At 67.8% G+C, this 23,781-nt stretch carries 20 protein-coding genes; 15 read left to right on the forward strand and 5 right to left on the reverse strand.

Going from position 1 to position 23,781, the window contains the following annotated elements:
- Nucleotides 1-65 precede the first annotated feature (65 nt).
- On the forward strand, nucleotides 66-1,391 hold the full coding sequence (locus D0Y85_RS02375) for a GTP-binding protein (protein ID WP_117309406.1): 1,326 nt from the start codon (nucleotides 66-68) through the stop codon (nucleotides 1,389-1,391).
- 125 nt (nucleotides 1,392-1,516) lie between these two features.
- Here D0Y85_RS02375 and D0Y85_RS02380 read toward each other — a convergent pair whose 3' ends face one another.
- Both D0Y85_RS02380 and D0Y85_RS02385 read right to left on the reverse strand, forming a co-directional pair.
- Complete coding sequence (locus D0Y85_RS02380) at nucleotides 1,517-3,124, reverse strand: ATP-binding cassette domain-containing protein (RefSeq protein ID WP_117309407.1); 1,608 nt, start codon at nucleotides 3,122-3,124, stop codon at nucleotides 1,517-1,519.
- Between the two features lie 166 nt (nucleotides 3,125-3,290).
- Nucleotides 3,291-4,190, reverse strand: coding sequence for a LysR family transcriptional regulator (locus tag D0Y85_RS02385; RefSeq protein WP_033830227.1), 900 nt, complete (start codon nucleotides 4,188-4,190; stop codon nucleotides 3,291-3,293).
- A 228-nt stretch (nucleotides 4,191-4,418) separates the two neighbouring features.
- Between D0Y85_RS02385 and D0Y85_RS02390 the strand changes: the two genes are divergently transcribed.
- Nucleotides 4,419-5,597 (forward strand): serine hydrolase domain-containing protein, encoded by a 1,179-nt coding sequence (locus D0Y85_RS02390; protein WP_117309408.1) that lies wholly within the window; start codon nucleotides 4,419-4,421, stop codon nucleotides 5,595-5,597.
- On the forward strand, nucleotides 5,594-6,778 hold the full coding sequence (locus D0Y85_RS02395; protein WP_117309409.1) for an MFS transporter: 1,185 nt from the start codon (nucleotides 5,594-5,596) through the stop codon (nucleotides 6,776-6,778). The genes D0Y85_RS02390 and D0Y85_RS02395 overlap by 4 nt, the downstream gene beginning before the upstream one ends.
- 198 nt (nucleotides 6,779-6,976) lie before the next feature.
- Here the strand turns inward: D0Y85_RS02395 and D0Y85_RS02400 are convergent, their stop codons facing one another.
- Complete coding sequence (locus tag D0Y85_RS02400) at nucleotides 6,977-8,596, reverse strand: EAL domain-containing protein (protein ID WP_117309410.1); 1,620 nt, start codon at nucleotides 8,594-8,596, stop codon at nucleotides 6,977-6,979.
- Between the two features lie 228 nt (nucleotides 8,597-8,824).
- On the opposite strand from D0Y85_RS02400, the gene cycA reads away from it, so the two are divergent.
- Both cycA and D0Y85_RS02410 read left to right on the forward strand, forming a co-directional pair.
- Nucleotides 8,825-10,198 carry a D-serine/D-alanine/glycine transporter gene (cycA, locus tag D0Y85_RS02405; RefSeq protein WP_117309411.1) on the forward strand — a complete coding sequence of 458 codons (1,374 nt, stop codon included), beginning with the start codon at nucleotides 8,825-8,827 and terminating at the stop codon, nucleotides 10,196-10,198.
- A 524-nt stretch (nucleotides 10,199-10,722) separates the two neighbouring features.
- A complete protein-coding gene (locus D0Y85_RS02410; protein ID WP_099782649.1) occupies nucleotides 10,723-11,499 on the forward strand; it encodes a lytic transglycosylase domain-containing protein in 777 nt (258 codons plus the stop codon).
- A gap of 7 nt (nucleotides 11,500-11,506) precedes the next feature.
- On the opposite strand, the gene D0Y85_RS02415 is transcribed toward D0Y85_RS02410, so the two are convergent.
- Entirely contained in the window at nucleotides 11,507-12,994 is a 1,488-nt protein-coding gene (locus tag D0Y85_RS02415; RefSeq protein ID WP_117309412.1) for a hypothetical protein, read from the reverse strand.
- A 149-nt stretch (nucleotides 12,995-13,143) separates the two neighbouring features.
- Between D0Y85_RS02415 and D0Y85_RS02420 the strand changes: the two genes are divergently transcribed.
- Nucleotides 13,144-15,228: an NHL repeat-containing protein gene (locus D0Y85_RS02420; protein ID WP_117309413.1), complete on the forward strand. Its 2,085-nt coding sequence runs from the start codon at nucleotides 13,144-13,146 to the stop codon at nucleotides 15,226-15,228.
- Here the strand turns inward: D0Y85_RS02420 and D0Y85_RS02425 are convergent.
- Nucleotides 15,206-15,613, reverse strand: a complete 408-nt coding sequence (locus tag D0Y85_RS02425) for a YciI family protein (protein WP_049464203.1) — start codon at nucleotides 15,611-15,613, stop codon at nucleotides 15,206-15,208. The two genes, D0Y85_RS02420 and D0Y85_RS02425, sit on opposite strands and share 23 nt — an antisense overlap.
- A gap of 724 nt (nucleotides 15,614-16,337) precedes the next feature.
- Here D0Y85_RS02425 and D0Y85_RS02430 point away from each other — a divergent pair.
- The 9 genes from D0Y85_RS02430 (at nucleotide 16,338) to D0Y85_RS02470 (ending at nucleotide 23,759) form a co-directional block, all read left to right on the forward strand.
- The gene (locus D0Y85_RS02430) at nucleotides 16,338-16,754 is read left to right on the forward strand and encodes a YciI family protein (protein WP_117309414.1); all 417 of its coding nucleotides are present in this window, start codon (nucleotides 16,338-16,340) and stop codon (nucleotides 16,752-16,754) included.
- Nucleotides 16,755-16,793: 39 nt separating this feature from the next.
- Nucleotides 16,794-17,216, forward strand: coding sequence for a VOC family protein (locus D0Y85_RS02435; RefSeq protein WP_025878381.1), 423 nt, complete (start codon nucleotides 16,794-16,796; stop codon nucleotides 17,214-17,216).
- Nucleotides 17,217-17,253: 37 nt separating this feature from the next.
- Entirely contained in the window at nucleotides 17,254-17,664 is a 411-nt protein-coding gene (locus tag D0Y85_RS02440; protein ID WP_025878382.1) for a VOC family protein, read from the forward strand.
- A 23-nt stretch (nucleotides 17,665-17,687) separates the two neighbouring features.
- Nucleotides 17,688-18,044, forward strand: a complete 357-nt coding sequence (locus D0Y85_RS02445; protein ID WP_117309415.1) for a DUF1428 domain-containing protein — start codon at nucleotides 17,688-17,690, stop codon at nucleotides 18,042-18,044.
- Nucleotides 18,045-18,089: 45 nt separating this feature from the next.
- Nucleotides 18,090-19,352 carry an RNA polymerase sigma factor gene (locus tag D0Y85_RS02450; protein ID WP_117309416.1) on the forward strand — a complete coding sequence of 421 codons (1,263 nt, stop codon included), beginning with the start codon at nucleotides 18,090-18,092 and terminating at the stop codon, nucleotides 19,350-19,352.
- A 152-nt stretch (nucleotides 19,353-19,504) separates the two neighbouring features.
- Nucleotides 19,505-21,154, forward strand: a complete 1,650-nt coding sequence (locus tag D0Y85_RS02455; RefSeq protein WP_117309417.1) for a M28 family metallopeptidase — start codon at nucleotides 19,505-19,507, stop codon at nucleotides 21,152-21,154.
- Nucleotides 21,155-21,362: 208 nt separating this feature from the next.
- Nucleotides 21,363-22,622, forward strand: a complete 1,260-nt coding sequence (locus tag D0Y85_RS02460) for a histidine kinase (RefSeq protein WP_117309418.1) — start codon at nucleotides 21,363-21,365, stop codon at nucleotides 22,620-22,622.
- Nucleotides 22,612-23,382, forward strand: coding sequence for a LytTR family DNA-binding domain-containing protein (locus tag D0Y85_RS02465; RefSeq protein ID WP_117309419.1), 771 nt, complete (start codon nucleotides 22,612-22,614; stop codon nucleotides 23,380-23,382). Before D0Y85_RS02460 ends, D0Y85_RS02465 begins: the two co-directional genes overlap by 11 nt.
- A gap of 32 nt (nucleotides 23,383-23,414) precedes the next feature.
- The gene (locus D0Y85_RS02470; RefSeq protein WP_117309420.1) at nucleotides 23,415-23,759 is read left to right on the forward strand and encodes a hypothetical protein; all 345 of its coding nucleotides are present in this window, start codon (nucleotides 23,415-23,417) and stop codon (nucleotides 23,757-23,759) included.
- Nucleotides 23,760-23,781 lie beyond the last annotated feature (22 nt).

Here is a 23,781-nt window from a genome sequence, read left to right on the forward strand (position 1 = left end):
GGAGATTGCTTGCGCGACAATTGTTATACAGTAACACTTCTACTCCGCAGCCAGCCCGCTCCGACATGAACACTGTTTCCCGCGCCGACCGCCGCCTTCCGGTCACCGTGCTTTCCGGCTTCCTCGGTGCCGGCAAGACCACCCTGCTCAACCAGATCCTGCGCAACCGCGATGGCCTGCGGGTGGCGGTGATCGTCAACGACATGAGCGAGGTCAACATTGATGCGCAGCTGGTGCGCGATGGCGGCGCCGAGCTGCGTCGCACCGAAGAGACGCTTGTGGAGTTCAGCAACGGCTGCATCTGCTGCACGCTGCGCGACGATCTGCTGCAGGAGGTGCGGCGCCTGGCCGACAGCGGCCGCTACGACTACCTGCTGATCGAATCGACCGGGATCGGCGAGCCGATGCCGGTGGCGGCCACCTTCGCGGTGCGCGACGAACACGGCTTCAGCCTGAGCGATATCGCACGGCTGGACACGATGGTGACGGTGGTGGATGGCAGTGCCTTCCTGGCCGATTTCGGTTCGACACTGCGCCTGGCCGAGCGTGGCCAGCAGGCGGGGCCGGATGATGATCGTGGCGTGGTCGACCTGCTGTGCGAGCAGGTGGAATTCGCCGATGTGATCGTGGTCAGCAAGGTGGACCAGGTGGACGACGAAGTGCTGCAGGACACGCTGGCCGTGCTGCGCGGGTTGAACCGCGACGCGAAGCTGCTGCTGTCCAGTTTCGGCGATGTACCGCTTGCCGAGCTGCTGGATACCGGCCGCTTCGATTTCGAGCGCGCGCAGCAGGCCCCCGGTTGGGTGAAGGAACTGCGTGGCGAGCACACGCCGGAAACCGAGGAGTACGGCATCGGCAGCTTCGTCTATCGCTCACGGCGGCCGTTCCATCCCGCCCGCTTCGCGCGCACATTGCAGCACGGCATGCCCGGGGTGATCCGCAGCAAGGGCTGGTTCTGGTTGGCCAACCGCATGGACTGGGTGGGTGAGTTGAACAGTGTGGGCGCGGCCACACGCACCCAGGCGGCGGGCTTCTGGTATGCGGCGCGCGAGCGGGTGCGCGCCGGCCAGGAGGACACCACGCCGCTGCTGCCGCCAACGCCGCTGCCCTACAGCGATCTGGGCTGGGCCCGACAGCAGGCCGATTGCTGGAGCGCGCCGCTGCCGGATGCAGGGGAATTCCCGGACGCGGCCGCGCACTCGGCGATGGCACGCCTGTGGCATCCGCTGTGGGGTGACCGCCGGCAGGAACTGGTGGTGATCGGCGTGCACATGGACGAGCGTGTGGTGCGTGCCACGCTGGATGCGTGCCTGCTCAACGATGCCGAGCTGCAGGCCGGGCCACTGCTGTGGCAGCAGATGCCGCAGGCATTCCCGGTGTGGAAGCGCTGATGCGTCTGCGCCACGCGTGGATGAGAGGCTGGTAGTAGATCCACGCCATGCGTGGATGACAGGCTGGCGGTAGATCCACGCCATGCGTGGATGAATGCCTGCAGGAGCCGAGCACCCGCCCGGCCCTACAACGCATCGCGCCACCGCCAACCTGCGTCCCCCACCTGCAGCACCTGCGTTGGCCGCAACGCCTGCAGCAGGTGGCTGTCATGGCTGACCATCAGCAACGCCCCCGGCCACGCCGCCAGCAGTTCTTCCAGCGCCTGCAGCGCAGCAAGGTCCAGCGCATTGCCCGGCTCGTCCAGCAACAGCAGCTGCGGGGCAGGATCGGCGTACAGCACGCTGGCCAGCGCACCCTTCACCCGCTCGCCATCGCTGAGGCTGCTGGCCGGGCGCTGGACGCGTTGCGCATCCAGGCCCAGCAGGGCAAGACGCGTACGCAGATCACCCGCATCGGCCGTGGGATTCGCAGCACACACGGCATCGAGGATGCTCTGCTCACCTGCAAGCCCCAGCAGTTGCTGGTCGAGCAGGGCCAGCGGCGCATGCCGCTGCACCTGACCGCTGCGTGCCGCCAGCTGCCCGGCCAGCACGCGCAGCAGCGTCGACTTGCCGCTGCCGTTGTCGCCCACGACGGCGATGCGCTGGCCGCGCCGGATCTCCAGCTGCAGCGCCGCGTTGCAGCCATGCGGCAGCACCAGATCGTGCGCCTGCAGCAGGCGGGCCTGGCCACGCTCGCCTTCGCCACTGAACAACGCCAGTTCTGGCGTCACGTGTACCGCCGCAGCGGCGGCGCGCACCTGCGCCGCGCTGGCCTGCAGGCGATCACTCTGGATCTGCTGCGCACGGCCGTGGCTGGCTTCGGCGCGCTGCTTCTGCCGACCGAGCAGGATCGGTGCCTGGTTGGCCTCGCGCGCTTCGCGGTTGCCACGTGCCTGCCGCTGCTGCTGGCGCTCGTTCTGTTCGCGCGCGCTGCGTTGCTGCTGCCGGTGCTGGGCACGGGCATGCTCCAGCTGCGCGACGGCGGCCTCGCGTTCGGCGGCGCGTGTGTCGGCATAGTGCTGCCACGGTCCGCCGTAACGATGCAGGCCGTGCGCGTCCAGTTCGACGATCTGCACCATCTGCGCGAGCAGGCCACGGTCGTGGCTGATGGCCAGCAGGCCGCCCTGCCACTGCTGCAGCTGTACGTACAGCTGGTGGCGATGCAGGGCGTCGAGATGATTGCTTGGCTCGTCGAGGATCAGCCAGTCCGCGCCGCTGGCCCACGCACCGGACAGCGCCACCTGCATCGCCTGGCCGCCACTGAGCCGGGAGGCGGGCTGCGCCGGATCAAGGTCGGTCGGCAATTGCATCGCCTGCCACTGCTGCTGCAGGCGTTCGCGCAGGTTCCAGTGGTCGCCCACGCAGGCGAAATCGGCTTCATCGATGCTGCCTGCTTCGATGCGCGCCAGTGCCGCCAGTTCGGCGCCGACGCCGGCCAGTTCACCCACCGTGCCACGTGGCGGATAGCCCGGCGTAGGCAACAGGAACACCTGGCCACTGCGGTGCACGCGGCCATCGTCGGGCGACAGCTGGCCGGCGAGCAGGCGCGCGAGCACGCTCTTGCCGGCGCCATTGGCGCCGACCAGCCCGGTGGCCACCGGTTCGAAGGAAAAGGACAGATCGGAAAACAACGGACGGCCATCGGCCAACCGATACGACACGCGATCGAGCGTGAGGGAATGCGAAGTCATGCGACCTCCATGGATGCCTGGTTCTCCCCTGCGCGCAGGGGCGGGAAGAGTCGGGCCGTCTAGTGCGAAGACGGCGGCATCACTGGCGCATTGGTCGCGAGCCTCGGTGGGGAATGAGCGGGCAGTATAGCGCCGCGAGCTGAATGGTCGCGGCCGTGGCGCTGGGTCAGGGCACCGTATCCAGCCGCGCGCCGACAAATTCGATGAATACCCGCAGCTTCGGCAGCACGTGGCGGCCGGAGGGCCACAGCAGGTGGAAGATGCCGCAGGAATGCACGTGCTCTTCAAGCACGGTGACCAGCCGGCCATCGGCCAGTGCATCGCGCACCGAATGCACCGGCACGAATGCCAGGCCCCCGTCGCGCAGCGCCAGTGCCACCCGCGCTTCGATGGTGTTGGCGACCAGGTGCACCGGCAGATCCTGTGCCGTTTCGCCTTCGGGCCAGAGGATCGGCCATGGCTCGAGCTTGCCGGTGCTGGGGAAGCGGTAGTGCAGCAGGCGGTGCTGCAGCAGGTCGGCCGGCGTGCGTGGAACGCCATGCCGTTGCAGGTACGCCGGCGATGCAACCACGCGGCGTGGGAACACCCCGAGGCGGCGTGCGGTGAGGCGTGAATCGCTGGGCTCGCCAACGCGCAGCACGGCATCGAAGCCCTCCTCGATGACATCGACCAGGCGATCGCAGAAATCCAGCTCCAGCCGGATGTCCGGGTAGGCCGCCATGAATTCGGCCATCAGCGGCAGGGTCAGGTCGCCCACCAGCGGCAGGCTGATGCGCAGGGTGCCGCTGGGGGTTGCATGTTGCTGGGCCAGTTCGGTGCGTGCGGCATCGCGTTCGTCGAGGATGCGGCGGCAGCGTGCCAGGAACAGCTGGCCCTCGGCCGTGAGGGTGATGCTGCGCGTGCTGCGGTGGAACAGGCGCACGCCGAGTGCGTGTTCAAGCCGGGCCACGCACTTGCCGGCGGCCGAGGCGGAGATGCCCTGCACGCGGCCGGTGTCGACGAAGCTGCGGGTGTCCGCGGCGTGGACGAAGGTCTGCAGGTTGGCCAGGTTGTCGAGGACGGACATGGGGAAGGTCGCTGCGAAAGTGGGCAGGGTAGGGCGCGGCAGTCCGGCCCGCTGACGTGGCACGCGCAACACTGCGGTGCGCGGGCCTGGAGGGTCGCTGCGGCCCAGTGGTTCCGGGCATCATGCCGATTGCGGACCTTGCGGTCCATGATGCACGGAGCCCCGCCCCGCTTTTTGCCGGCGCCGGAGCTGCCTACCGTGGCGGGCCTCTCCCCACGGATCACCCCGATGACACTCGCCCTTCCTGTTGATACCGCACCGGCGCTGCCCGCGGTGAGCGCACTGCTGCGGACCGTGCATCCACAGCGCCTGGTCGGTGCGGTGGTACTGGTGCGCGAGCACGGCGTGCTGCGCCACGCCAGCGCCAGTGGCCTGGCCGACCGTGAATCGAACACCCCGATGCGCCGCGACCACCTGTTCCGGCTGGCCTCGGTGAGCAAACCGCTGCTGACCACGGTGATCCTGCGCCTGGTAGCAGACGGGGTGCTGGACCTGGACGCGCCGGTGCAGCGCTGGTTGCCGGCGTTCCGCCCGGCACTGGCTGATGGCAGCCGCCCGCCGATCAGCCTGCGCCAGCTGCTTAGCCACAGCAGTGGGCTCGGCTACCGCTTCCTGGAAGCCGATGCTCAGGGGCCTTATGCGCAGGCGGGTGTGAGCGATGGCATGGACGCGAACCCGGTGACGCTGCAGCAGAACGTGCAGCGCATCGCGCAGGCGCCGCTGTTGTTCGCGCCGGGCAGCCAGTGGCTGTACTCGCTGGGCGTGGATGTAGCGGGCGCCGTCGCTGAAGCGGCCACCGGCGAAAGGTTGCAGGTGTTGTTCGACCGGCTGCTGGCGCAGCCGCTGGGCCTGCGCGACACCGCGTTCGCCACCGCCGAGAGCGCTCGTCTGGCCACGCCGTATGTCAGTGACCTGCCGCAGCCGCATCGGTTGCGGGAGGGCGAGGTGGTGCCTGCGTTCGAGGGATCGGTGGGCATCGAATACAGCGTGGCGCGGGCGACTGATCCACACCGCTATCCGTCGGCAGGCGCGGGGCTGGTGGGCAGTGCCGATGAGGTAATGGCCGTGCTGGAAGCGTTGCGCGATGTGCGCGCCTCGCAGCTGCTGCCGGACAGCGTGGTTGCACAGATGGGAACCCCACAGGTCGGCGAGCTGGGACCAGTTGATCCGCCGGGTTGGGGATTCGGCCTCGGCTTTGCGGTGCTGCGTGATGCAGCGGCCAGCGGCACACCGCAGACCGCAGGGACATGGCGTTGGGGCGGTGCTTACGGCCACAGCTGGTTCGTGGACCCGGCGCGTGGCCTGAGCGTGGTCGCGCTGACCAACACGCTGTACGAAGGCATGCATGGCGCGTTTGTCGATGAACTGCGCGATGCGGTGTACGCCGATCTGGAGACGGTGCGATGAGCGGCAACGCAATTGATGCAGCGGCTCCGGCGGGTGAAGCAACGCGCCTGCCGTGGCGCGGGCTGCTGGCACTGGCCGGTGGTGGCTTCATCACCCTGCTGACCGAAACGCTGCCAGCGGGCGTGCTGCGGCCGATGGGCGAGAGCCTCGGCGTCAGCGACGCGGCCGCAGGTCAGCTGGTGAGCGTGTATGCACTGGGCTCGGTGCTGGCTGCATTGCCGATGACCGCGCTGACCCAGCGCCTGCCGCGCCGTCCGCTGCTGCTGGCGGCGATTGCCGGCTTCATGGTGGTCAACACCGTGACCGCGCTGAGCCACGACTACGTGCTGACCCTGGTGGCGCGCTTCCTGGCGGGTGTGGGCGCGGGCCTGCTGTGGTCGCTGGTGGCCGGCTATGCCGCACGCATGGTGGTGCCGGAACTGCAGGGAAGGGCGATCGCGGTAGCGATGATCGGCTCGCCGCTGGCGCTTTCGCTGGGAGTGCCGGCCGGCACCTTGCTGGGCCAGCAGATCGGGTGGCGCTGGGCGTTCGCGTTGATGAGCGTGCTGGCGGTGCTGCTGCTCGGCTACGCCCGATGGGCGCTGCCCGCGTTGCCGGCGGCCGGTGCAGGCCGGCGCATGTCGCTGGGTTCGGTCTGGCGCATGCCCGGCATCCGCAGCACGCTGCTGGTGATGGTGCTGTACGTGCTGGCGCACAACGTGCTGTACACCTATATCGAGCCGCTGGCGGTGCAGGCCGGTGCCGGGGCGTGGCTGGACCGGCTGCTGCTGGCATTCGGCATCGCCGCGATCGTGGGCATCGCCATCGCCGGCTGGGGCGTGGACCGTCACCTGCGCGCGCTGGTGTGGGCCAGCGTGATCGGCTTCGTGATGGCGGTGGCTTCGCTGCTGCTGTGGCCAGGCGTACCGGGCGTGCTGCTGCTGGTGACGATCCTGTGGGGCGTCGCGTTCGGTGCGGTACCTACCCTGTTTCAGACCGCCCTGGCCCGCCGCGCCGGTGCCGCCGCCGACCTGGCGCAGTCGATGCTGGTGACCGGCTGGAACCTGGCCATCGCCGCCGGCGGCGTCGGCGGCGGCCTGATGCTGCAGGCCAGCGGCGCCAAGCACCTGGCCTGGCTGCCGTTGCTGCTGCTGGTGGTGTGCGGCTTGTGGGTGTGGGCGCGGCCGAAGGCCTGGGCGTAGGCGTCGATCGAGGATGACGGGGTTGCCGGCCAGCGGCCGGCACTACCCCAGCCGAAGCTCAACAGCGCGCGCGAGCGCAGCGACCCGTTGTTGCTTTTCTCTTCTCTATTTACGTGGTGGAACGCCGCAGAGATCTGTCCCGGCCAGCCCACGAACCGCTCTTAGCGAGCCACCACGAGGGGCGGCGCCGTTCGCCGGCTACTCCCCCGCCTGCTCGCGCTCGAACGGCACGCTGCGCGGATTCTGCATGTGCTCCCGCGCTGCGCCGTACTGCTGCTGGCGCTTGCGGTGGAAGGCGATGAACTCATCGCGCGGCAACGGCCGCGAGAACAGCCAGCCCTGGCCGAACTGCACGTGCTGGCTGTGCAGGTAGGCCAGCTGCGCTTCGGTTTCCACGCCTTCGGCCACCACCCACAGGCCCAGCTCGCGGGCCATGCCGATGATGTGCGGTGTGACCGGGCTGGTCGCGCTTTCAGTGCCGATCGCATCGACGAAGGACTTGTCGATCTTCAGCGCATCCAGCGGCAGCTGCTGCAGGTACTGCAGGCTGGAATAGCCGACGCCGAAATCATCGATGGCCACGCTGTGGCCCGCGCGCCGCGCTGCGGCCAGCATGGTGCGGGCACGGTCGATGTCGAGGAAGCCATGTTCGGTAGCCTCCAGCCAGATCTGCTGCGGCAGGATGCCGCTGCCGGCCATGCGCTGGGAGATCACCTTCAGCGCACGTCCGCTGCTGATGTCCTCGGCCGCCAGGTTGATCGCGATGTGTGCACTGCGATCCTCGGCCAGCAGCTCACGCATGTCGGCAACCACATTGTCGATCACCAGGTCGGTGATGGCGGCGATCATTCCGGCTTCTTCGGCCAAGGGAATGAACAGGTCCGGACGCACCTGCGTGCCGTCGGGGCGCTGCCAGCGCACCAGCGCTTCGGCGCCGACGCAGATGCCGGTGTCCAGTTCGATGATGGGCTGGTAGTGCAGGTAGAGTTCGCGGCGGCGGATGGCGATGCCCAGTTCGCCGCGCATCGACAGCCGTCGTCGCGACAGCCAGATCACCAGCCCGGCACCGGCAGCGGCCATCAGCAGTCCCAAGGGCACGAACAGCCACGCCTGCTGCCGGAATGTGGCCGCCAGCGCGGTGCGCGGCGCCGTGGCGATCGCCAGCCATTCACCGCTGCGCGCGCTGGCATACAGGGTGTCGCGGTCCAGGCCCTCGCCGGGCTCACGCAGCAGGCGCTGCAGCAGGTCCGGGTCCATGCCATCCTGCTGGGTCAGCAGCCGCCCATCCGGACTTGCCAGGGCCAGCCGCACGTCCGGATCGACGATGACGTCGACGAAGCGCCGAGGGTCGACCAGCACGTCGTAGGACCCGTACATCATGGACAGCATCGGCCGCCGGCCCGCCGCCTCGGGGCGCACGTTGACGGTGATGCCGGCACCATCGCTGGTGACGTGGTCCGGCGTGGGCTGGTCCACATCCTGCTGGAACGGCCCCCACGACGTGCAGCGCAGCTTGCCGCCCTCGAAGTAGCCCATCTGGTCCGACGACGGCGTGGTCATCACCAGGGTCTGCATGCGCTGGATGTGTTCGGCCCCGCAGGGCGGCAGCACGGTGGCCTCGGCCGACTTCAATGCCGCCAGCGCTTCCTGGTAGGACACTTCGGTACGGCGCAGGCTGCGCTCGGCAATGGCATGCAGCCGCTGCTGTTCGACACTTACGGCACGGTCCCAGGTGGCATAGACCATGACCGCGATCGGCACTGCCGCGGCCAGCACGGCCAGGACGGTGCCGCCGATGATGACCCGCAGTCGGCTCATGACCGGGGCTCCAGAGAGGTGTGCAGGGCTGGACACATGGGCGGGGCCGGTCTTTGGGCGATGGCGGTATATGAACACGGCGCAGGGCTGGGCGGAATGGGCCAAAGGCGGTAACGGGTCACATTGTGGTGAAAGTGACACTTGCTGACGATTCTGGGCCGTCCGGCGCTGGCGTTGTGGCAGCGGGAGGACTACCGTCGAACGCTTCACCCGCCCCTTCCCGCGCCCATGACCGAGCCCGCCACGCCCCCCGAGCACCTGCGCCGCAGCCTGTCCAACCGCCACCTGCAGCTGATCGCCATCGGCGGTGCCATCGGTACCGGCCTGTTCATGGGTTCGGGCAAGACCATCAGCCTGGCCGGCCCGTCCATCGTGTTCGTCTACCTGATCATCGGCGCGATGCTGTTCTTCGTGATGCGGGCGATGGGCGAGCTGCTGCTGTCCAACCTGCAGTACAAATCCTTCATCGATTTCTCCACCGATCTGCTTGGCCCATGGGCCGGGTTCTTCTGCGGGTGGACGTACTGGTTCTGCTGGATCGTCACCGCCATCGCCGACGTGATCGCCATCGCCGCCTATGCGCAGTTCTGGTTCCCGGGACTGGAAGCGTGGAAACCGGCGCTGGCCTGCGTGATGCTGCTGCTGTCGTTGAACCTGGTGACGGTGAAGCTGTTCGGCGAAATGGAGTTCTGGTTCGCGCTGATCAAGATCGTGGCGATCTGCGCGCTGATCATCACCGGTGCCGGGCTGGTGGCCTGGGGCTTCACCTCGCCCAGCGGGCACACCGCATCGCTGTCGAACCTGTGGAATGACGGCGGCATGTTCCCGATGGGCCTGGTGGGCTTCTTCGCCGGTTTCCAGATCGCGGTGTTCGCCTTCGTCGGCATCGAACTGGTGGGCACCACCGCTGCGGAAACGGCTGACCCCGAGCGCAACCTGCCCAAGGCGATCAACTCGATCCCCGTGCGCATCATCATCTTCTACGTGCTGGCGCTGATCGCGATCATGGCGGTCACCCCGTGGCGCCAGGTGGTGCCGGACAAGAGCCCGTTCGTGCAGCTGTTCGTGCTGGCCGGCATTCCCGCCGCCGCCAGCCTGATCAACTTCGTGGTGCTGACCTCGGCCACGTCCTCGGCCAACAGCGGCATCTTCTCCACCAGCCGCATGCTGTATGGCCTGGCCGAAGAAGGCCACGCGCCACGTGGCCTGTCCAAGCTCTCGCGCGCTGCAGTGCCGGCACGGGGCCTGCTGTTTTCCTGCCTGTGCCTGCTGAGTGGCACCCTGCTGATCTACCTGATCCCCAACCTGGTGACCGCCTTCACTCTGGTGACGACCCTGGCGACGGTGTTGTTCATCTTCGTCTGGTCGCTGATCCTGGTGGCCTACATGGTCTACCGCCGCCGCTACCCCGAGCGCCACGCGGCCTCGATCTTCAAGATGCCCGGCGGCGTGGCGATGTGCTGGGCCTGCCTGCTGTTCTTCGCCGCCGTGCTGGTGCTGCTGAGCCTGCAGGCCGACACCCGCCAGGCCCTGATGGCCAGCCCAGCGTGGTTCGTGCTGCTGGGCGCCGGCTATTGGCTGCGGCGGAAGATGGCGAGATAGTCAGCAAGACCCTCGTCAACAGATCTCACGGCCTCGGTGAGTCCCATCCACGCATGGCGTCGATCTACGTGTCGACCAAGGTCGACACCCACCAACAGCCGTGTGGTCGACATCCTTCAGCCGCCGCAGGAGATGGCGCAGTAGTCAGCAACCCTCGCCAACAGATCCAACGGCCCCGGTGAGTCCCATCCACGCATGGCGTGGATCTACACGTGTCGACCAAGGTCGACACCCACCAACAGCAGCACAGAAGACCGTTCCCAGATCGCGGAAATCTGTCGAAGGCGGGGTGGGTCCGGTTGCGGGGGCGTGAGCCGCATGGATGCGGCGACCGAGCCTACATGGACGTATTCACGGCGTCCCCCGCAACCGGACCCACCCCGCCATCCCACGGATAGCCCGCTGTTGCAGTTGCTGTTGCTGTTGCCGTTGCCGTTGCCGTTGCTTCTGCGGGTGCCGGGCGCCGCCCGGCCGAACCCCCATTCACTCAGTGTTAGCGGCCGCAGCCGGATCATCCCGCCGCCATGCCCCTCCGTCCCGCCCTCGTCGCGCTGTTGCTGCTGTCTGGCCTGTGGCCAGGGCTGGCCGCTGCGCGCACGGTCTACCGCTGCGTGCAGGGCAACACCGTCAGCCTGGCCACCGCACCGGAGCCCGGCTCGCGCTGCACGCCGAAGGAGATCGAGGACAGCGCCGTGCAGACCCCCAACCTGTGGGGCAACATGGGCGTGTTCAGTGGCGTGCTGTACGAGCGCGAGCAGGACGGCAAGCTTGTCTACTCCACCCGCAACCTGCCCGGCTCGCGGGTGTTCCTGAAGTTCACCGTGGCCACACCGCCGGGCGAACCGGCGCACGAAGGCCTGGGCAAGGTCGGCAAGCCGCAGCTGGCCCAGCACGCAAAACAGTTCAAGGCGGCGGCCAAGGCCACCGGCGTGGACGATGCCTGGTTGCGGGCGATCGCCCACGCCGAAAGCAATTTCGACGCGCTGGCGGTGTCCAGCAAGGGCGCGCAGGGCGTGATGCAGCTGATGCCGGACACCGCGCTGGAATACGGCGTGCGCGACCCGTTCTCGCCGCAGCAGTCCATCGACGGCGGCGCCCGCTATATGCGCGCGCTGCTGCGCCGCTACAACGGCGACCGTCCGCTGGCAGCGGCGGCCTACAACGCCGGCATCGGTGCGGTGGCGCGCTACAAGGGCGTGCCACCGTATGCCGAAACCCTGGCCTATGTGGACAAGGTGATGGCCCTGTATACGCGCTACCGCGAAGCGATGGGCATCCGTATCGAAGTGCCAGCAAAGTAGCCGGTACTCAACGCGATGTGGCGCTGCCCACCAGGTCGTAGCGCTCGATGCGACCGACGCGCGAGACTTCGGCCTGTACGTCGGCACGCTGTTTGAGCTCGCGCCACGCGGCATCGATGCGTACATCGCCCGGCAACGAGGGATACACGCGCATGTCCTGCAGGCTGGCCAGCGCATCGCTGCGCTCCAGCGGCGAGCGCAACTGCTCGATCAGCACGGCTGCGGCCCCATCCAGATCACCTTCTTCCAGCAGCATCTCGCGATGGAACAGGCGCGCGTCCTGGCGCTGGTCGACGATGACCGCACGTGCTGCGGCGGCAGCGGCGGCATCACCGCGCTGGCGGGCAGCGGCGAATTGGATCACTGCCTGTGCGGCCTGGCCATAGCCGCTCAGATCGCTCAACGTGGCCATCGCGGCGCCTGCTTCCTGCGCCTTGCCCAGTGAGCTGAGCACGAAGGCGACATTCATCTGGTGCTCCAGATCATCCGGCCCAAGCGCGCCGATGCGTGCGGCGAGCTTGGCCGTCTCCAGCACTTCATCGGTGCGCCCCAGGCGGCGCAGCGCCGCGACGCGGCTGTTGAGCAGCCACGCCAACCACTCCGCTCTGGCAGCGGACGGCGACTGTCCTTCCGCAACGGCCTCGGCCAGATCATCGGTCAGCGCCAGGACTTCCTCGTTTCGGTCCAGCATCAGCAGCGTGCTGCTGAAATCCACCAGGCGTGCATCGAGGTCATCATCCAGCAGGCCCGATAGACGCAGGGCATCCAGATGGCGCTGTGCGGCCTTGACCGGATCGAAGCGTGCATCGGCTCGGTCCACATAGCGGTCGAAGCGCTTGTCGCTGCGCAGGCGGATCAGTTCGGCCGGGCTGTCGATGCGCGCCAGCGTGGCCGGGATGGCATCGCCGCGACCGTTGTCGGCCTGCAGCGTGGCCAGGTCCAGCCACAGCGCGGTGGGTTCGGTGCCGGCGTTCTTCCAGCCGTTGTCGAACAGCGCCTGCAGCAGCGCCATGCGCTGTACAGGCTGTTCACGCAGGTGGAACTGCAGGTAGCTGATGGCGTGATGGTCGATCGGCAGCGGGCCGTCGGCGTGCGCCAGCGCTTGTGTCAGATGCTTGACCGCCGCTGCCGGCTGGTCATCGTTGAGGTCCAGCGACACCAGTGTGGACAGGATGTACGCATCGCCCGGCAATGCCTGCAGCGCCTGCTGCAGATAGCGCCGTGCCAGCGCCGGCTGCTTCTGTTTTGCTGCTGTCCAGCCGGCAAACTGCGCGGCGCGGCCGCGGCGCTCGGCATCGAAGTCGGCCAGCAACGGGCTGTCCATCAGCCGTTCCATGGCGATCAGCGCGGCCAGCGTATTGCCGCGGCGGGACTGCTCGATGGCCGTATCCCACTGCTGCGCGTAGGCAGCGGGCGTCAGCGGCGCATTTGCCGAGGCGGTCACGCTGGTCAGTGCGGCAAGCAGCAGCACGAGGAGTAGGGTGCAGCGGGGCATGGGGGCCTCCGTCCATGGAGCGGACATTGAACCCGCTGCGGCAGCGCAGGACAAGCACCGTGACACGGCCCTGACCATCGGCCGTGGCGCTGCGTAGGCGCAGCGATTATCGTGCGTGGCTCTACATGCAAGCACAGGCAAACGGGACGATGGCGCGGTGGCAAGGGATGGCGGTGGGTGGAGTGGTGGTGGCAACAGCGCTGGCCCTGGCGGCCACGTGGTGGGAATTTCCCACCTCCAGCCCGCAGGCGCCGACAGGCCCAGTACCCACGCCGCTGGGGTGGACCGCACAGATCGAGCTGCTGGCCGGCGACGGTCATCCGGGTGATCGCGATGGCGCCTCGGCGCAGGCACGCTTCGCCGATCCCTACGCGCTGCTGGGCAGTGCTGACGGCAGCGTCTATTTCACTGATGCCGGTGACAACAACCGCATCCGCCGCCGGCTGGCCGATGGCCGTATCGAAACCTTGGCGGGGCAGGGTGAGGGACGTGTCGACGGACCTGCGCTGCAGGCCAGTTTCAATACCCCTTCGGGCATTGCCGCCGATGCGCAGGGCAACCTGTATGTGGCCGACACCGGCAATCATGCGATCCGCCGCATCAGCACCGACGGCCAGGTGACGACGCTGGCCGGCGGCCAGCAGGGCTTCGCCGATGGTCCTGCTGCCCAGGCGCGTTTCGATGGGCCGATGGGCATTGCCGTGGATGTGCAGGGACAGGTCTATGTGGCCGATACCTGGAACGACCGCATCCGGGTGATCGGTACCGATGGCAACGTGCGTACGCTGGCCGGCGGTGATCGCCCGGGCTTCGCCGATGCGCTTGGCACTGACGCTCGTTTCGATACACCGGTGGCGCTGGCGTTCGATGCGCACGGCGCACTGCTGGTGGCCGATCTGTTCAACAACGCGGTGCGTCGCGTCGGCGCCGATGGCATGGTCAGCACCGTCGTTGGCCGCGGGGAGGTCATCAATGGCCCGCTGTCACTGGCCACCACGCATGACGGCGTGCTGTACGTGGGTGACCTGGATGGACGCATCGTGCAGGTGACCCCGCAGGGGCATCAGCTGGCACTGCTGGGCAATGACCGCCTGCCACGCCTGGCGCGCCCCAGCGGTCTGGCGGTGGACGCCGACGGCACCCTGCTGGTGGCCGATTCCGCGGCGTATCGCCTGCATCGCCTGCGCCCGTTGCCGGTGGGTGAACTGCCCGCACCGGCGCTGGTGGGCCCGGCCTCGGACGCGGCGCTGCCGGACACTGACGGACGCTGGCCACTGGCACCGCAGGATGGCTGGCACGAAGTGGTGGGCACACTCGGCGAGGTGCGCGGCACCTTCCAGGGCGAGAGCCGCCACCACCTGCACGGTGGTTTCGATGTGCGCGGCGATGTCGGCCAGACCGTACTGGCGATCGCCGAGGGCAAGATCAGCAGCCCGATCGCTGCCTGGAGCCTGGGTGGACAGGCTGAGGGCCTGGCCGTGGACCGGTTGAAGTACATCCACATGCGGGTCGGTCGTACGCCACGCGGCGAACCGTTCGACGCGCGCTGGCAGCCGCTGTACGCCGAAGACGGCACGCTGGAGCGCATCCGCGTGCGCCGCGGTACCCGGATCCACGTCGGCGACCGCCTGGGCAGCATCAACAACCAGGCCCACGTGCACCTGGCGGTGGGCAATGGCGGTTTCGAGACCAATGCGGTGGCGCTGGGGTTCAAGGGCTATGCCGACCACTTCGCGCCGCGCATCACCAATGTGGCGCTGCTGGACGATAACGACCAGCCGCTGGCCGCTGGCAGCGATGGCGTGGTGATGCTGGCCCGGCAGGGACGCGGCGTGCAGATCGTGGTGGAGGCCTGGGACCAGGTGGACAACAACCTGCCGCGTCGCCGGCTGGGGCCGTACCAGGTGGGCTACCAGATCCTCGATGCCGCCGGTCAGCCGCTGCAGGGCTACGAGCAGCCGCGCTGGAACATCGTCTTCAACCGCATGCCACCGCAGAAGCAGGCGGTGAAAGTGGCTTACGCACCCGACAGCGGCATCACCGTGCATGGCAGCGCGGTCACCCGCTTCCGTTATCTGGTGACCAACACCGTGCGCGATGGGCTGATGGAAACCGGTCGCTGGCAGCCGGCGGCGTTGCCGCCGGGCGAGTACATCGTGCGTGCCAGTGCACGCGACTACAGCGGCAACGAAGGCGTGGGCCCGCGCGACATCAGGGTACGGCTGCTGCCATAGCCGCGGCCGGGGCGCCGCAGCGTTCGCGCTCGGCGTCCATGTCTTCCAGCGGCCGCACCTCGATGCTGCCGAAGCGGGCCCACGGAAAGCCCTGGGCGATACGCATGGCCTCATCGCGGTCACGGGCGACGATCAGGTTGAAGCCGGCCAGCAGTTCGCGGGTTTCGGCGAAGGGGCCATCGAGTACCCGGCTGTGGCCATCGCGCACGCGCAGGGTCTGCGCCGATTCGATCGGCTGCAGTTTCTGCGCGGCCAGCAAGGTGCCTTCGGCCTGCAGTTTGTCGGCATGGGCGAGGCAGTCGCGCATCAACGTATTGAAGTCGTCGATAGGCAGTGTGCGCAGCAGTGACGGGTCGATGTAGATCAGAAGCAGGTACTGCTGCATGGCGGAGTCCTGGCGGGGGCGGGGGACCATGATCGCGCAGGTTTGCGCGGGGGCATGCTGCACTGCGAAAGGCAGAGCGGGAAGCGCGCCTTCGGCGGGGATCGGCGAAGGGCGGGGCCCCTCCGTGGTGGGGTTGGTCGTGAAGAGCTGCATCTCTGCGGGTTGGCCGGGCGGGTGGGCTGCGCAGGGGACGCCGTGAATACGTCCTTGTAGGCTCGGGCGCGCCATCCATGGCGCTTACGCCCCTGCGCAACCCACCCGCCCGGCCACGGACAGGTTCCTGCGGCGTCCACCACGGGAAATCACAGGAAAAGGCAAACGCGGGTCGCTTCGCTCGCAAAGCGAAGGTTGCCAGCCAACCGCTTTTGCTGTTGCTGTTGCTTCTGCCTTTTTTCTTGATCTTCCCGTGGTGGATCGGCCACCGGAATCTGTCTGGGGCTGGGCGGGTGGGGTTGGCGGGGTATCCGCGCCATGGATGGCGCGGCTAAGCCTCCAGGGACGGATTCACGGCGTCCCCGCCAATCCCACCCGCCCAGCCTTCACTCGGAAACCCAGCTTTCAGCGACCAACCCCACCCCACCACGGAGGGGCCCCGCCGTTCGCCGATCCCCGCCGAAGGCGCGCTCTCCGCATGAAAAATAATTTGCACGACGGTGTCGATCCTCGCGCCCCTGGTTCGTTGTAAGAGGGAAGGGCACGCACCCGCAGCCCAGCGGAGACCGCAATGAAAGTGATGGTGATCGTCAAAGCCAACGCCGATTCCGAAGCCGGGCGCATGCCCAGCGAACAGGAACTGGCCACCATGGGCGCCTACAACGAACAACTGGTGGCCGCCGGCATCATGCTCGCCGGGGAAGGCCTGCATGCCACCCAGCGCGGCCGGCGCGTCCATTTCGGCGGTGGTACGCCCCGGGTCGAGAGCGGCCCGTTCGGCCCGGCCGGCGAGCAGATCGCCGGGTTCTGGCTGTGGGAGGTGCGCTCGCTGGACGAGGCCACCGAATGGGCCAGCCGTGCGCCCTTCGGCGCGGGCGGTGCCCTCGAACTGCGCCCGCTGATCTCGGCCGAAGACTTCGGCGAAGCCTTCACCCCTGAATTGCAGCAGCAGGAACAGCGTCTGCGTGAGCAGCTCGACCGTGCCTGAGCGTGGCCGCGCATTCATCCCATCCTACGGAGCATTCCCATGAAACTGATTCCCTTCCTCGGCTTCAGCGGCCAGGCCCACGACGCAATGGCGTTCTATGCCAAGGCACTTGGCGGCCAGGTCACGTCGGAGATGAAGTACCGCGACATGCCGCCGTCCGACGGCTCGCCGGGCTGCAATGAAATGCCGGCCGACACCCTCGACCATGTGGCCCACAGCCAGCTGGAGATCGGCGCAGCGATCCTGATGGCGGCCGATGGTCCCGGTGGCGGCGAGGGCGGTTCGACCACCATCAACGTCGACGTGGACAGCATCGAAGAAGCCGAGCGCGTTTTCGCGGCGCTGGCCGAGGGTGGCCAGGTGCAGATGCCGATCGCCGAAACGTTCTGGGCGCACCGCTGGGGCATGTTGACCGACCGCTACGGCAAGCCGTGGATGGTCAACTGCATGAAGCAGCCCTGATTTTCCTTTTCTCCATCCATCGCAGGGAACCGCACCGATGAGTACACCGCAACCGCAGATGATCTTCGTCAACCTGCCCGTGCAGGATCTGGAAAAAGCCAAGGCGTTCTTCGCCGCGCTGGGCTACAGCTTCAACCCGGCCTTCACCGACGAGAACGCCGCCTGCATGGTGGTCAGCGAGAGCATCTTCGTGATGCTGCTGGTCAAGCCGTTCTTCCAGCAGTTCACCACCAAGGGCATCGCCGATGCGCATGCGCAGACCGAGGTGATCACCTGCCTGTCGGCTGACAGCCGCAAGGCGGTGGACGCCATGGTGGACAAGGCGCTGGCCGCCGGTGCCAGCGAACCGCAACCGGCGCGCGACTACGGTTTCATGTACCAGCGCGGCTTCCAGGACCTGGATGGGCATCTCTGGGAAATCGCACACATGGACGGCGAGCCGGGCTGACGGCCGCCGCAGGGAGAATCCCCATGGCTTACGTGGATGCTTACGTATTGCCGTGCCCGCAGAACAAGGTGGCGGCCTATCGCCGCCTTGCCCGCCAGGCCGGCGCAGTGTGGAAGGACCATGGCGCGCTGCAGTACATGGAATGCGTGGCCGATGACGTGCAATCCGGCAAATCGACCTCGTTCCCGCAGGCAGTGAAGCTCAAGCCGGGCGAAACGGTGATCGTGGCCTTCGTGGTGTTCCGCACGCGTGCCGCGCGCGACCGCATCAACAAGAAGGTGATGGCCGACCCGCGGCTGGCGCATATCGGCCCGAAGGACATGCCGTTCGATACCAAGCGCATGTTCTGGGGCGGCTTCAAGCCGATCGTGGAAGCGTGAACGCCGGCGCTTGTGCGGGCCGGGCCCGCATGCTGTGATCGGCGCATGCACGAGCCCGCCCTGAGCCAGCGCCTGGACACCCTCTGGCGGATGGAATCGCCAGTGTTGATCGCGCGCCTGGCGCGCCTGCTCGGCGGCGATGTCGGTCGTGCCGAAGAGCTGGCCCAGGACACCTGGCTGGCCGCGCTGGAGCGTTGGCCGGTGCAGGGCATCCCGGACAATCCTGGAGCCTGGCTGATGACCACCGCGCGCAACCGTGCCATCGATGTGCTGCGCCAGCACCGTCGGGTGGCGCAGCAGCATGCGCAATGGGGGGAGGAACTGCATCCGGCCGCATTGCCCGCGCCGGACGACAGCCAGGCGCTGGAAGACGACATCGGCGATGACCTGCTGCGGCTGATGTTCGTGGCCTGCCATCCAGTCCTGCCTGCCGACGCGCGGGTAGCGCTGAGCCTGCGCCTGCTGGGCGGGCTGACCACGACCGAGATCGCCCGCGCGTTCCTGCAGCCGGAACCAACCATCGCCCAGCGCATCGTGCGTGCCAAGCGCACGTTGGCGCAGAAGCAGATCCCCTACGAAGTGCCGCGTGCCGATGCATTGCCGGAGCGACTGGCCTCGGTGCTGGAGGCGATCTACCTGGTGTTCAACGAAGGCTATGCAGCCAGTGCAGGCGACGACTGGATGCGACCGGCGCTGTGCGCCGAGGCGCTGCGGCTGGCGCGCATCCTCGCCCATCGCATGCCGGTGCCGCCGGTACTGGGTCTGTTGGCGCTGATGGAACTGCAGGCCTCGCGCGCGGCGGCACGGGTGGATGCGCAGGGTGCGCCGATCCTGCTGGACCAGCAGAACCGGGCGCGCTGGGACTGGCTGCAGATCGAACGCGGCCAGCAGGCACTGGCGCGTGCGGTGTCGGCGGGCGGTGGCGATGACCCCTATGTACTGCAGGCGCGGATCGCTTTCTGCCATGCCAGTGCGCGGCGTGCCGAAGACACCGACTGGGCGCGCATCGCTGCACTGTATGCGCAGCTGCTGCAGGTGACGCCATCGCCGGTGGTGGCATTGAACCGGGTGGTGGCGGTGTCGCGCAGCGAAGGCGCGTTCGCGGCATGGGCACTGTTGCAGCCGCTGCTGGATGAGCCACGCCTGCAGGGCTACGCACCGCTGATGGTGGTGCGCGGTGAACTGTTGCAGCAGCTGGGCCGGGAGCAGGATGCGCGGGATGCGTTCGCCTCGGCGGCGGCCTTGAGCCAGAACCAGGCAGAGCGGGCCCTGCTGCTGCGCCGGGCCGGCGTGCCCTCAAGCAATTGAAGCGATCGGGATCCGGCACACGCTCGTGGTCGGTGAGCACCAGCGTGCTGCCTGAGGGCGCTGTTCCGGCAGTTGCCGGGCCGCTGCGCGCGTCGCGCGTCGTGCGGCCGAACCCCTTACACTCCAGAACGATTTCCCTGCTGGAGAGAGCAATGAAGCGAGTAGTACTGGGCGTGCTGGCCCTGTCGGTGTCGAGCGCACTGATGGCGGCCACCCCGAAATTCGATGGCGCGCGGATCTCCGCCGACGTCAAGGAACTGGCCTCCGACGCCTACGAAGGCCGCTCCCCGGCCACCGCCGGCGAACAGAAGACCATCGCCTTCCTCAGCAAGCAGTTCGCCGACGCCGGCCTGCAGCCCGGCGGCGACCTGAAGGACGGCAAGCGCCTGTGGACCCAGGCCGTGCCGCTGCGCAAGGGCGACATCGTCGGCACCCCGCAGCTGTCGCTGCAGCAGGGCGGCAAGACCATCGCGCTGGAGCAGGGCAAGCAGATCGCCGTGCGTGCAGCCATGAATGGCGCCACCAACGTGGATATCAGCAAGGCACCGCTGGTGTTCCTCGGCTATGGCGTAAAGGCGCCGGAGCGCAACTGGGACGACTTCAAGGGCGTGGACCTGAAAGGCAAGATCGCCGTCGTGCTGATCAACGACCCGGACTTCGAAACCGGCAAGGGCGACTTCGACGGCAAGGGCATGACCTGGTATGGCCGTTGGCCGTACAAGTACGAAGAAGGCGCACGCCAGGGCGCACTCGGTGTGCTGATCGTGCATGAGACCGCCCCGGCGTCGTATGGCTGGGCCACGGTGGCCGGCTCCAACACCAACACCATGTTCGACGTGGTGCGCGACAATCCGGCTGACAGTCATCCGCTGCTGGAAGGCTGGATCCAGCGCGATCTGGCAGTGGAACTGTTCCGCTCGGCCGGGCAGGATTTCGAGGCGCTGAAGAAGAAGGCGCAGCAGCGCGACTTCACCCCGGTGCCGCTGACCGGCGCCAGCCTGGATGCGAAGTACGCGGTGAAGACCGAAGTGATCACCTCGCACAACGTGGCCGCGCGCCTGGAAGGCAGCACGCATCCGGACGAGACCGTCATCTACAGCGCCCATTGGGACCACATCGGCGTGGGCGAGCCTGACGCACGCGGCGACCGCATCTTCAACGGCGCGCTGGACAACGCCAGCGGCACCGCCTCGCTGATCGAACTGGCGCGTGGCTTCGCCAAGGCACCGCGTCCGCAGCGTTCGGTCGTGTTCCTGGCGGTAACCGCCGAGGAGAAGGGCCTGCTGGGTTCGGAGTACTACGCAACGCACCCGCTGTACCCGCTGGAAAAGACCGTGGCGATGATCAACATGGACGGCATGGCGCCGTTCGGCCCGTCGCGCGATTTCGGCATCTACGGCGCTGCGCGCTTCGAGCTGCTGGACCAGCTGAAGGACGTGGCCAAGGGCTGGGACATCCGCTACACGCCGGACCCGAAGCCGGAAGCCGGCCTGTTCTTCCGCTCCGACCACTTCCCGTTCGCCAAGCGTGGCGTGCCCGCGCTGTCGTGGTCGGCCGGGCAGGACTGGGTGGACGGTGGCGTCGCGGCGGGCAGGAAGGCGTCCGAGGACTACACCGCCAAGCGTTACCACCAGCAGGGCGACGAGTGGCAGCCGGACTGGGTGTTTGCAGGCGCTGCGCGCGACCTGGAAGTGCTGTACACCCTGGGCAACCAGCTGGCCAACTCGCGCAGCTGGCCGAACTGGAGCAGGGACGAGGCGTTCCGCGCCGTGCGTGACGCCAGCGCCGACCAGCGCAGATAAGGGAATGCGCCGGGCTCACCCGGCGCCTCCCCGGTTGCCGGCCGCTGGCCGGCAACCGGGGAGGCTTCCGGAAGCGATGGGGAGCCGGCCAGCGGCCGGCACTACCAGAACCGGTTCCATCCACCCTTTCCCGGTCTTCGTCGCACATCGCTTGTTTGCCCGAAGGGCCGCTCTATGCTCGGCTCACCCCTTCCACCAAGGCGCCGCCGTGATCGCCAGCTTCTCCCTCATCATCCGTCATCTGCTGGCCTGGGCCGCGGCGCTGTTCGTTGCCGGCATGGTCTGGAGTGGCATCTTCAGCGGCATGAACGACGGCCCGGGCTGGGTGTTCGGGCTGCTGGTGATGTTCCTGATGATTTCCGCGCTGGGCAGCGCGATCACCCACGTGCGCCGGGTCTGGCTGGTGGCCGGTCGCCTCGATGGCGCCACGTTGTCGGGCCGCCAGCGCCGGCAGATCGAACTGCCGATGGATGCCGGCCAGGCCTTCGCAGTGGTCGAGGCTGCCGTCGGCGAACTGCCGCGGGTGGAAGAGGTGGAGAGTTCTGCTGGCAGTCTGCAGGTGCGTGCCTATGTGCGGCGCGTCGACCTGTGGAACGGCAGGCAACCGTCGCGCTGGAACCTGCCGGCGCGGCTGGCGATCAAACGCAACAGCGTGCTGGCCACGGTAACGCCGGGGCAGGGCACCAGCACCGTCACCCTGCTGTTCGAACCGGACGCCGGCTGGTGGGCCGATCTGCTGGCACTGGATGAAGGCAGCAACTATGAGAACGCCGAGGCGGTGACCCGTGCGATCAGCCGCCGCGTGGCCGACCAGCGCCGCGACGAGCAGGCCGCTGCCGAACAGACCCAGGTGGAAAAGGAACTGTCGGTCGCGCGCTTGAACCTGCTGCACGCGCAGGTCGAGCCGCACTTCCTGTACAACTCGCTGGCCAATGCACAGGTGCTGACCCGCACCGACCCGGCGCGCGCCGAGCAGATGCTTGGCCACCTGATCCAGTACCTGCGCAGTTCGCTGCCGCAGGTGGACGAATCGGTTTCCACGCTGGGCGTGGAGCTGGAACGTACCCGCGCCTATCTGGAAATCCTGCGCATCCGCATGGGTGCACGGCTGGCAGTGGAAGTGCAGGTGCCCACCGAACTGCACGAAGTGAAGCTGCCGGCGATGGCGCTGCAGACCCTGGTCGAGAACGCGATCAAGCACGGCCTGGAGCCCAAGCCCGGCGGCGGCACGATCTGGATCCTCGCGCGGGGTTTCGATGACCATGTCACCGTGACGGTCGCCGACGATGGGCTGGGTTTCGGACAGGGCACCAGCGGCACCGGCATCGGCCTGAAGAACCTGCGCGAGCGCTTGCGGCTGACCTGCGGCGAGCAGGCCGGTGTAGCGATCGTGGCCAATTTCCCCAGTGGCGTAGCCGCTACCATGACCCTGCCGCAGTCGGCCAAGGAGCGCAGCCATGCCGCTTGAAGCGCTGATCGCCGAAGACGAGGAGCTGCTGCGGCACTCGCTGGTCGAGCAGCTCGGACGCCTGTGGCCGGAGCTGAAGCTGGTGGCCGAATGCGAGGACGGTGCCAGTGCACTGGAACAGCTGGCCGAGAAGCAGCCGGACATCGCCTTCCTCGACATCCGCATGCCCGGCATCAGCGGCATCGAAGTGGCGCGGTCATTGGCCGAACTGAGCCCGCGCACGCAGGTGGTGTTCGTGACTGCCTACGACCAGTACGCCATCGATGCCTTCGAGCAGGGCGCGATGGATTACCTGCTCAAGCCGGTCAGTGACGAACGGCTGCTGGCCACGCGCGATCGCATTCTTTCGCGGCTGCCATCCACGCGCCAGGACGATGCGGTGCTGGAGCGCCTGCTGCAGCGCCTGGGTGCAGGCCCGGTCGTCAACGATCGGCCGCCCCTGGCCTGGATCACCGCCAGCAACGGCCGCGATACGCAGCTGATCATGCTCGACGATGTGATCTATTTCCGTGCTGACAACAAGTACACCACCGTGGTCACTGCCGCCGGCGAAAGCCTGCTGCGCACACCGCTGCGCGAACTGCTGGAAGTGCTTGATCCGCTGCACTTCCGCCAGGTGCATCGCTCGACCATCGTCAACATGAAGGCGGTGGCAGCGGTCAGCCGCGACGACACCGGGCGTGGCGTGCTGCGCCTGCGCCAGCGTGCCGAAACCCTGGTGGTCAGCCAACCGTTCATGAGCCTGTTCCGCGGCATGTAGCCGCAGCCATTTCCATCCACCGAGGAACGAACATGCGCCGTATCCTGCTTGCAGGTGTCGCCGTGCTGGCCATCGCCGGCTGCGAGAAGTCCAGCAGCACCTCCATCACCCGCACCAATGCCAATGGCGTGGACACGCTGTACAGCAAGAGCACGGTGGTCGATGGCGTGGCGCATTTCGAATGCATCGCCAGCAGCAGTGGCCAATGCCATTACCTGGTGCTGGCGCCGGGCTGCAGCACCGACACCGCCTGCGCGACGCCGCCGCTGCGCCGGTTCGCGGTGGCCACAGGCAAGACCGAACAGGTCAGCGGCCTGCCGAAGGACTTCCGCCAGTGCGTCAGCAACGTGCAGAAAGAACAATGCCACCGTGACTGAGCACGGTGGCATTGTGGCTCCC

Origin of the sequence: Stenotrophomonas sp. G4, from assembly GCF_003428825.1 — a bacterium.
Classification (GTDB): Bacteria; Pseudomonadota; Gammaproteobacteria; order Xanthomonadales; family Xanthomonadaceae; genus Stenotrophomonas; species Stenotrophomonas indicatrix.

What these genes read in the sequence shown, in the direction of transcription:
- D0Y85_RS02375 (WP_117309406.1), top strand. Translation starts at nt 66, where the DNA reads ATGAACACTGTTTCCCGCGCCGACCGCCGCCTTCCGGTCACCGTGCTT.
- D0Y85_RS02380 (WP_117309407.1), bottom strand. Translation starts at nt 3,124, where the DNA reads ATGACTTCGCATTCCCTCACGCTCGATCGCGTGTCGTATCGGTTGGCC.
- D0Y85_RS02385 (WP_033830227.1), bottom strand. Translation starts at nt 4,190, where the DNA reads ATGTCCGTCCTCGACAACCTGGCCAACCTGCAGACCTTCGTCCACGCC.
- D0Y85_RS02390 (WP_117309408.1), top strand. Translation starts at nt 4,419, where the DNA reads ATGACACTCGCCCTTCCTGTTGATACCGCACCGGCGCTGCCCGCGGTG.
- D0Y85_RS02395 (WP_117309409.1), top strand. Translation starts at nt 5,594, where the DNA reads ATGAGCGGCAACGCAATTGATGCAGCGGCTCCGGCGGGTGAAGCAACG.
- D0Y85_RS02400 (WP_117309410.1), bottom strand. Translation starts at nt 8,596, where the DNA reads ATGAGCCGACTGCGGGTCATCATCGGCGGCACCGTCCTGGCCGTGCTG.
- cycA (WP_117309411.1), top strand. Translation starts at nt 8,825, where the DNA reads ATGACCGAGCCCGCCACGCCCCCCGAGCACCTGCGCCGCAGCCTGTCC.
- D0Y85_RS02410 (WP_099782649.1), top strand. Translation starts at nt 10,723, where the DNA reads ATGCCCCTCCGTCCCGCCCTCGTCGCGCTGTTGCTGCTGTCTGGCCTG.
- D0Y85_RS02415 (WP_117309412.1), bottom strand. Translation starts at nt 12,994, where the DNA reads ATGCCCCGCTGCACCCTACTCCTCGTGCTGCTGCTTGCCGCACTGACC.
- D0Y85_RS02420 (WP_117309413.1), top strand. Translation starts at nt 13,144, where the DNA reads ATGGCGCGGTGGCAAGGGATGGCGGTGGGTGGAGTGGTGGTGGCAACA.
- D0Y85_RS02425 (WP_049464203.1), bottom strand. Translation starts at nt 15,613, where the DNA reads ATGCAGCAGTACCTGCTTCTGATCTACATCGACCCGTCACTGCTGCGC.
- D0Y85_RS02430 (WP_117309414.1), top strand. Translation starts at nt 16,338, where the DNA reads ATGAAAGTGATGGTGATCGTCAAAGCCAACGCCGATTCCGAAGCCGGG.
- D0Y85_RS02435 (WP_025878381.1), top strand. Translation starts at nt 16,794, where the DNA reads ATGAAACTGATTCCCTTCCTCGGCTTCAGCGGCCAGGCCCACGACGCA.
- D0Y85_RS02440 (WP_025878382.1), top strand. Translation starts at nt 17,254, where the DNA reads ATGAGTACACCGCAACCGCAGATGATCTTCGTCAACCTGCCCGTGCAG.
- D0Y85_RS02445 (WP_117309415.1), top strand. Translation starts at nt 17,688, where the DNA reads ATGGCTTACGTGGATGCTTACGTATTGCCGTGCCCGCAGAACAAGGTG.
- D0Y85_RS02450 (WP_117309416.1), top strand. Translation starts at nt 18,090, where the DNA reads ATGCACGAGCCCGCCCTGAGCCAGCGCCTGGACACCCTCTGGCGGATG.
- D0Y85_RS02455 (WP_117309417.1), top strand. Translation starts at nt 19,505, where the DNA reads ATGAAGCGAGTAGTACTGGGCGTGCTGGCCCTGTCGGTGTCGAGCGCA.
- D0Y85_RS02465 (WP_117309419.1), top strand. Translation starts at nt 22,612, where the DNA reads ATGCCGCTTGAAGCGCTGATCGCCGAAGACGAGGAGCTGCTGCGGCAC.
- D0Y85_RS02470 (WP_117309420.1), top strand. Translation starts at nt 23,415, where the DNA reads ATGCGCCGTATCCTGCTTGCAGGTGTCGCCGTGCTGGCCATCGCCGGC.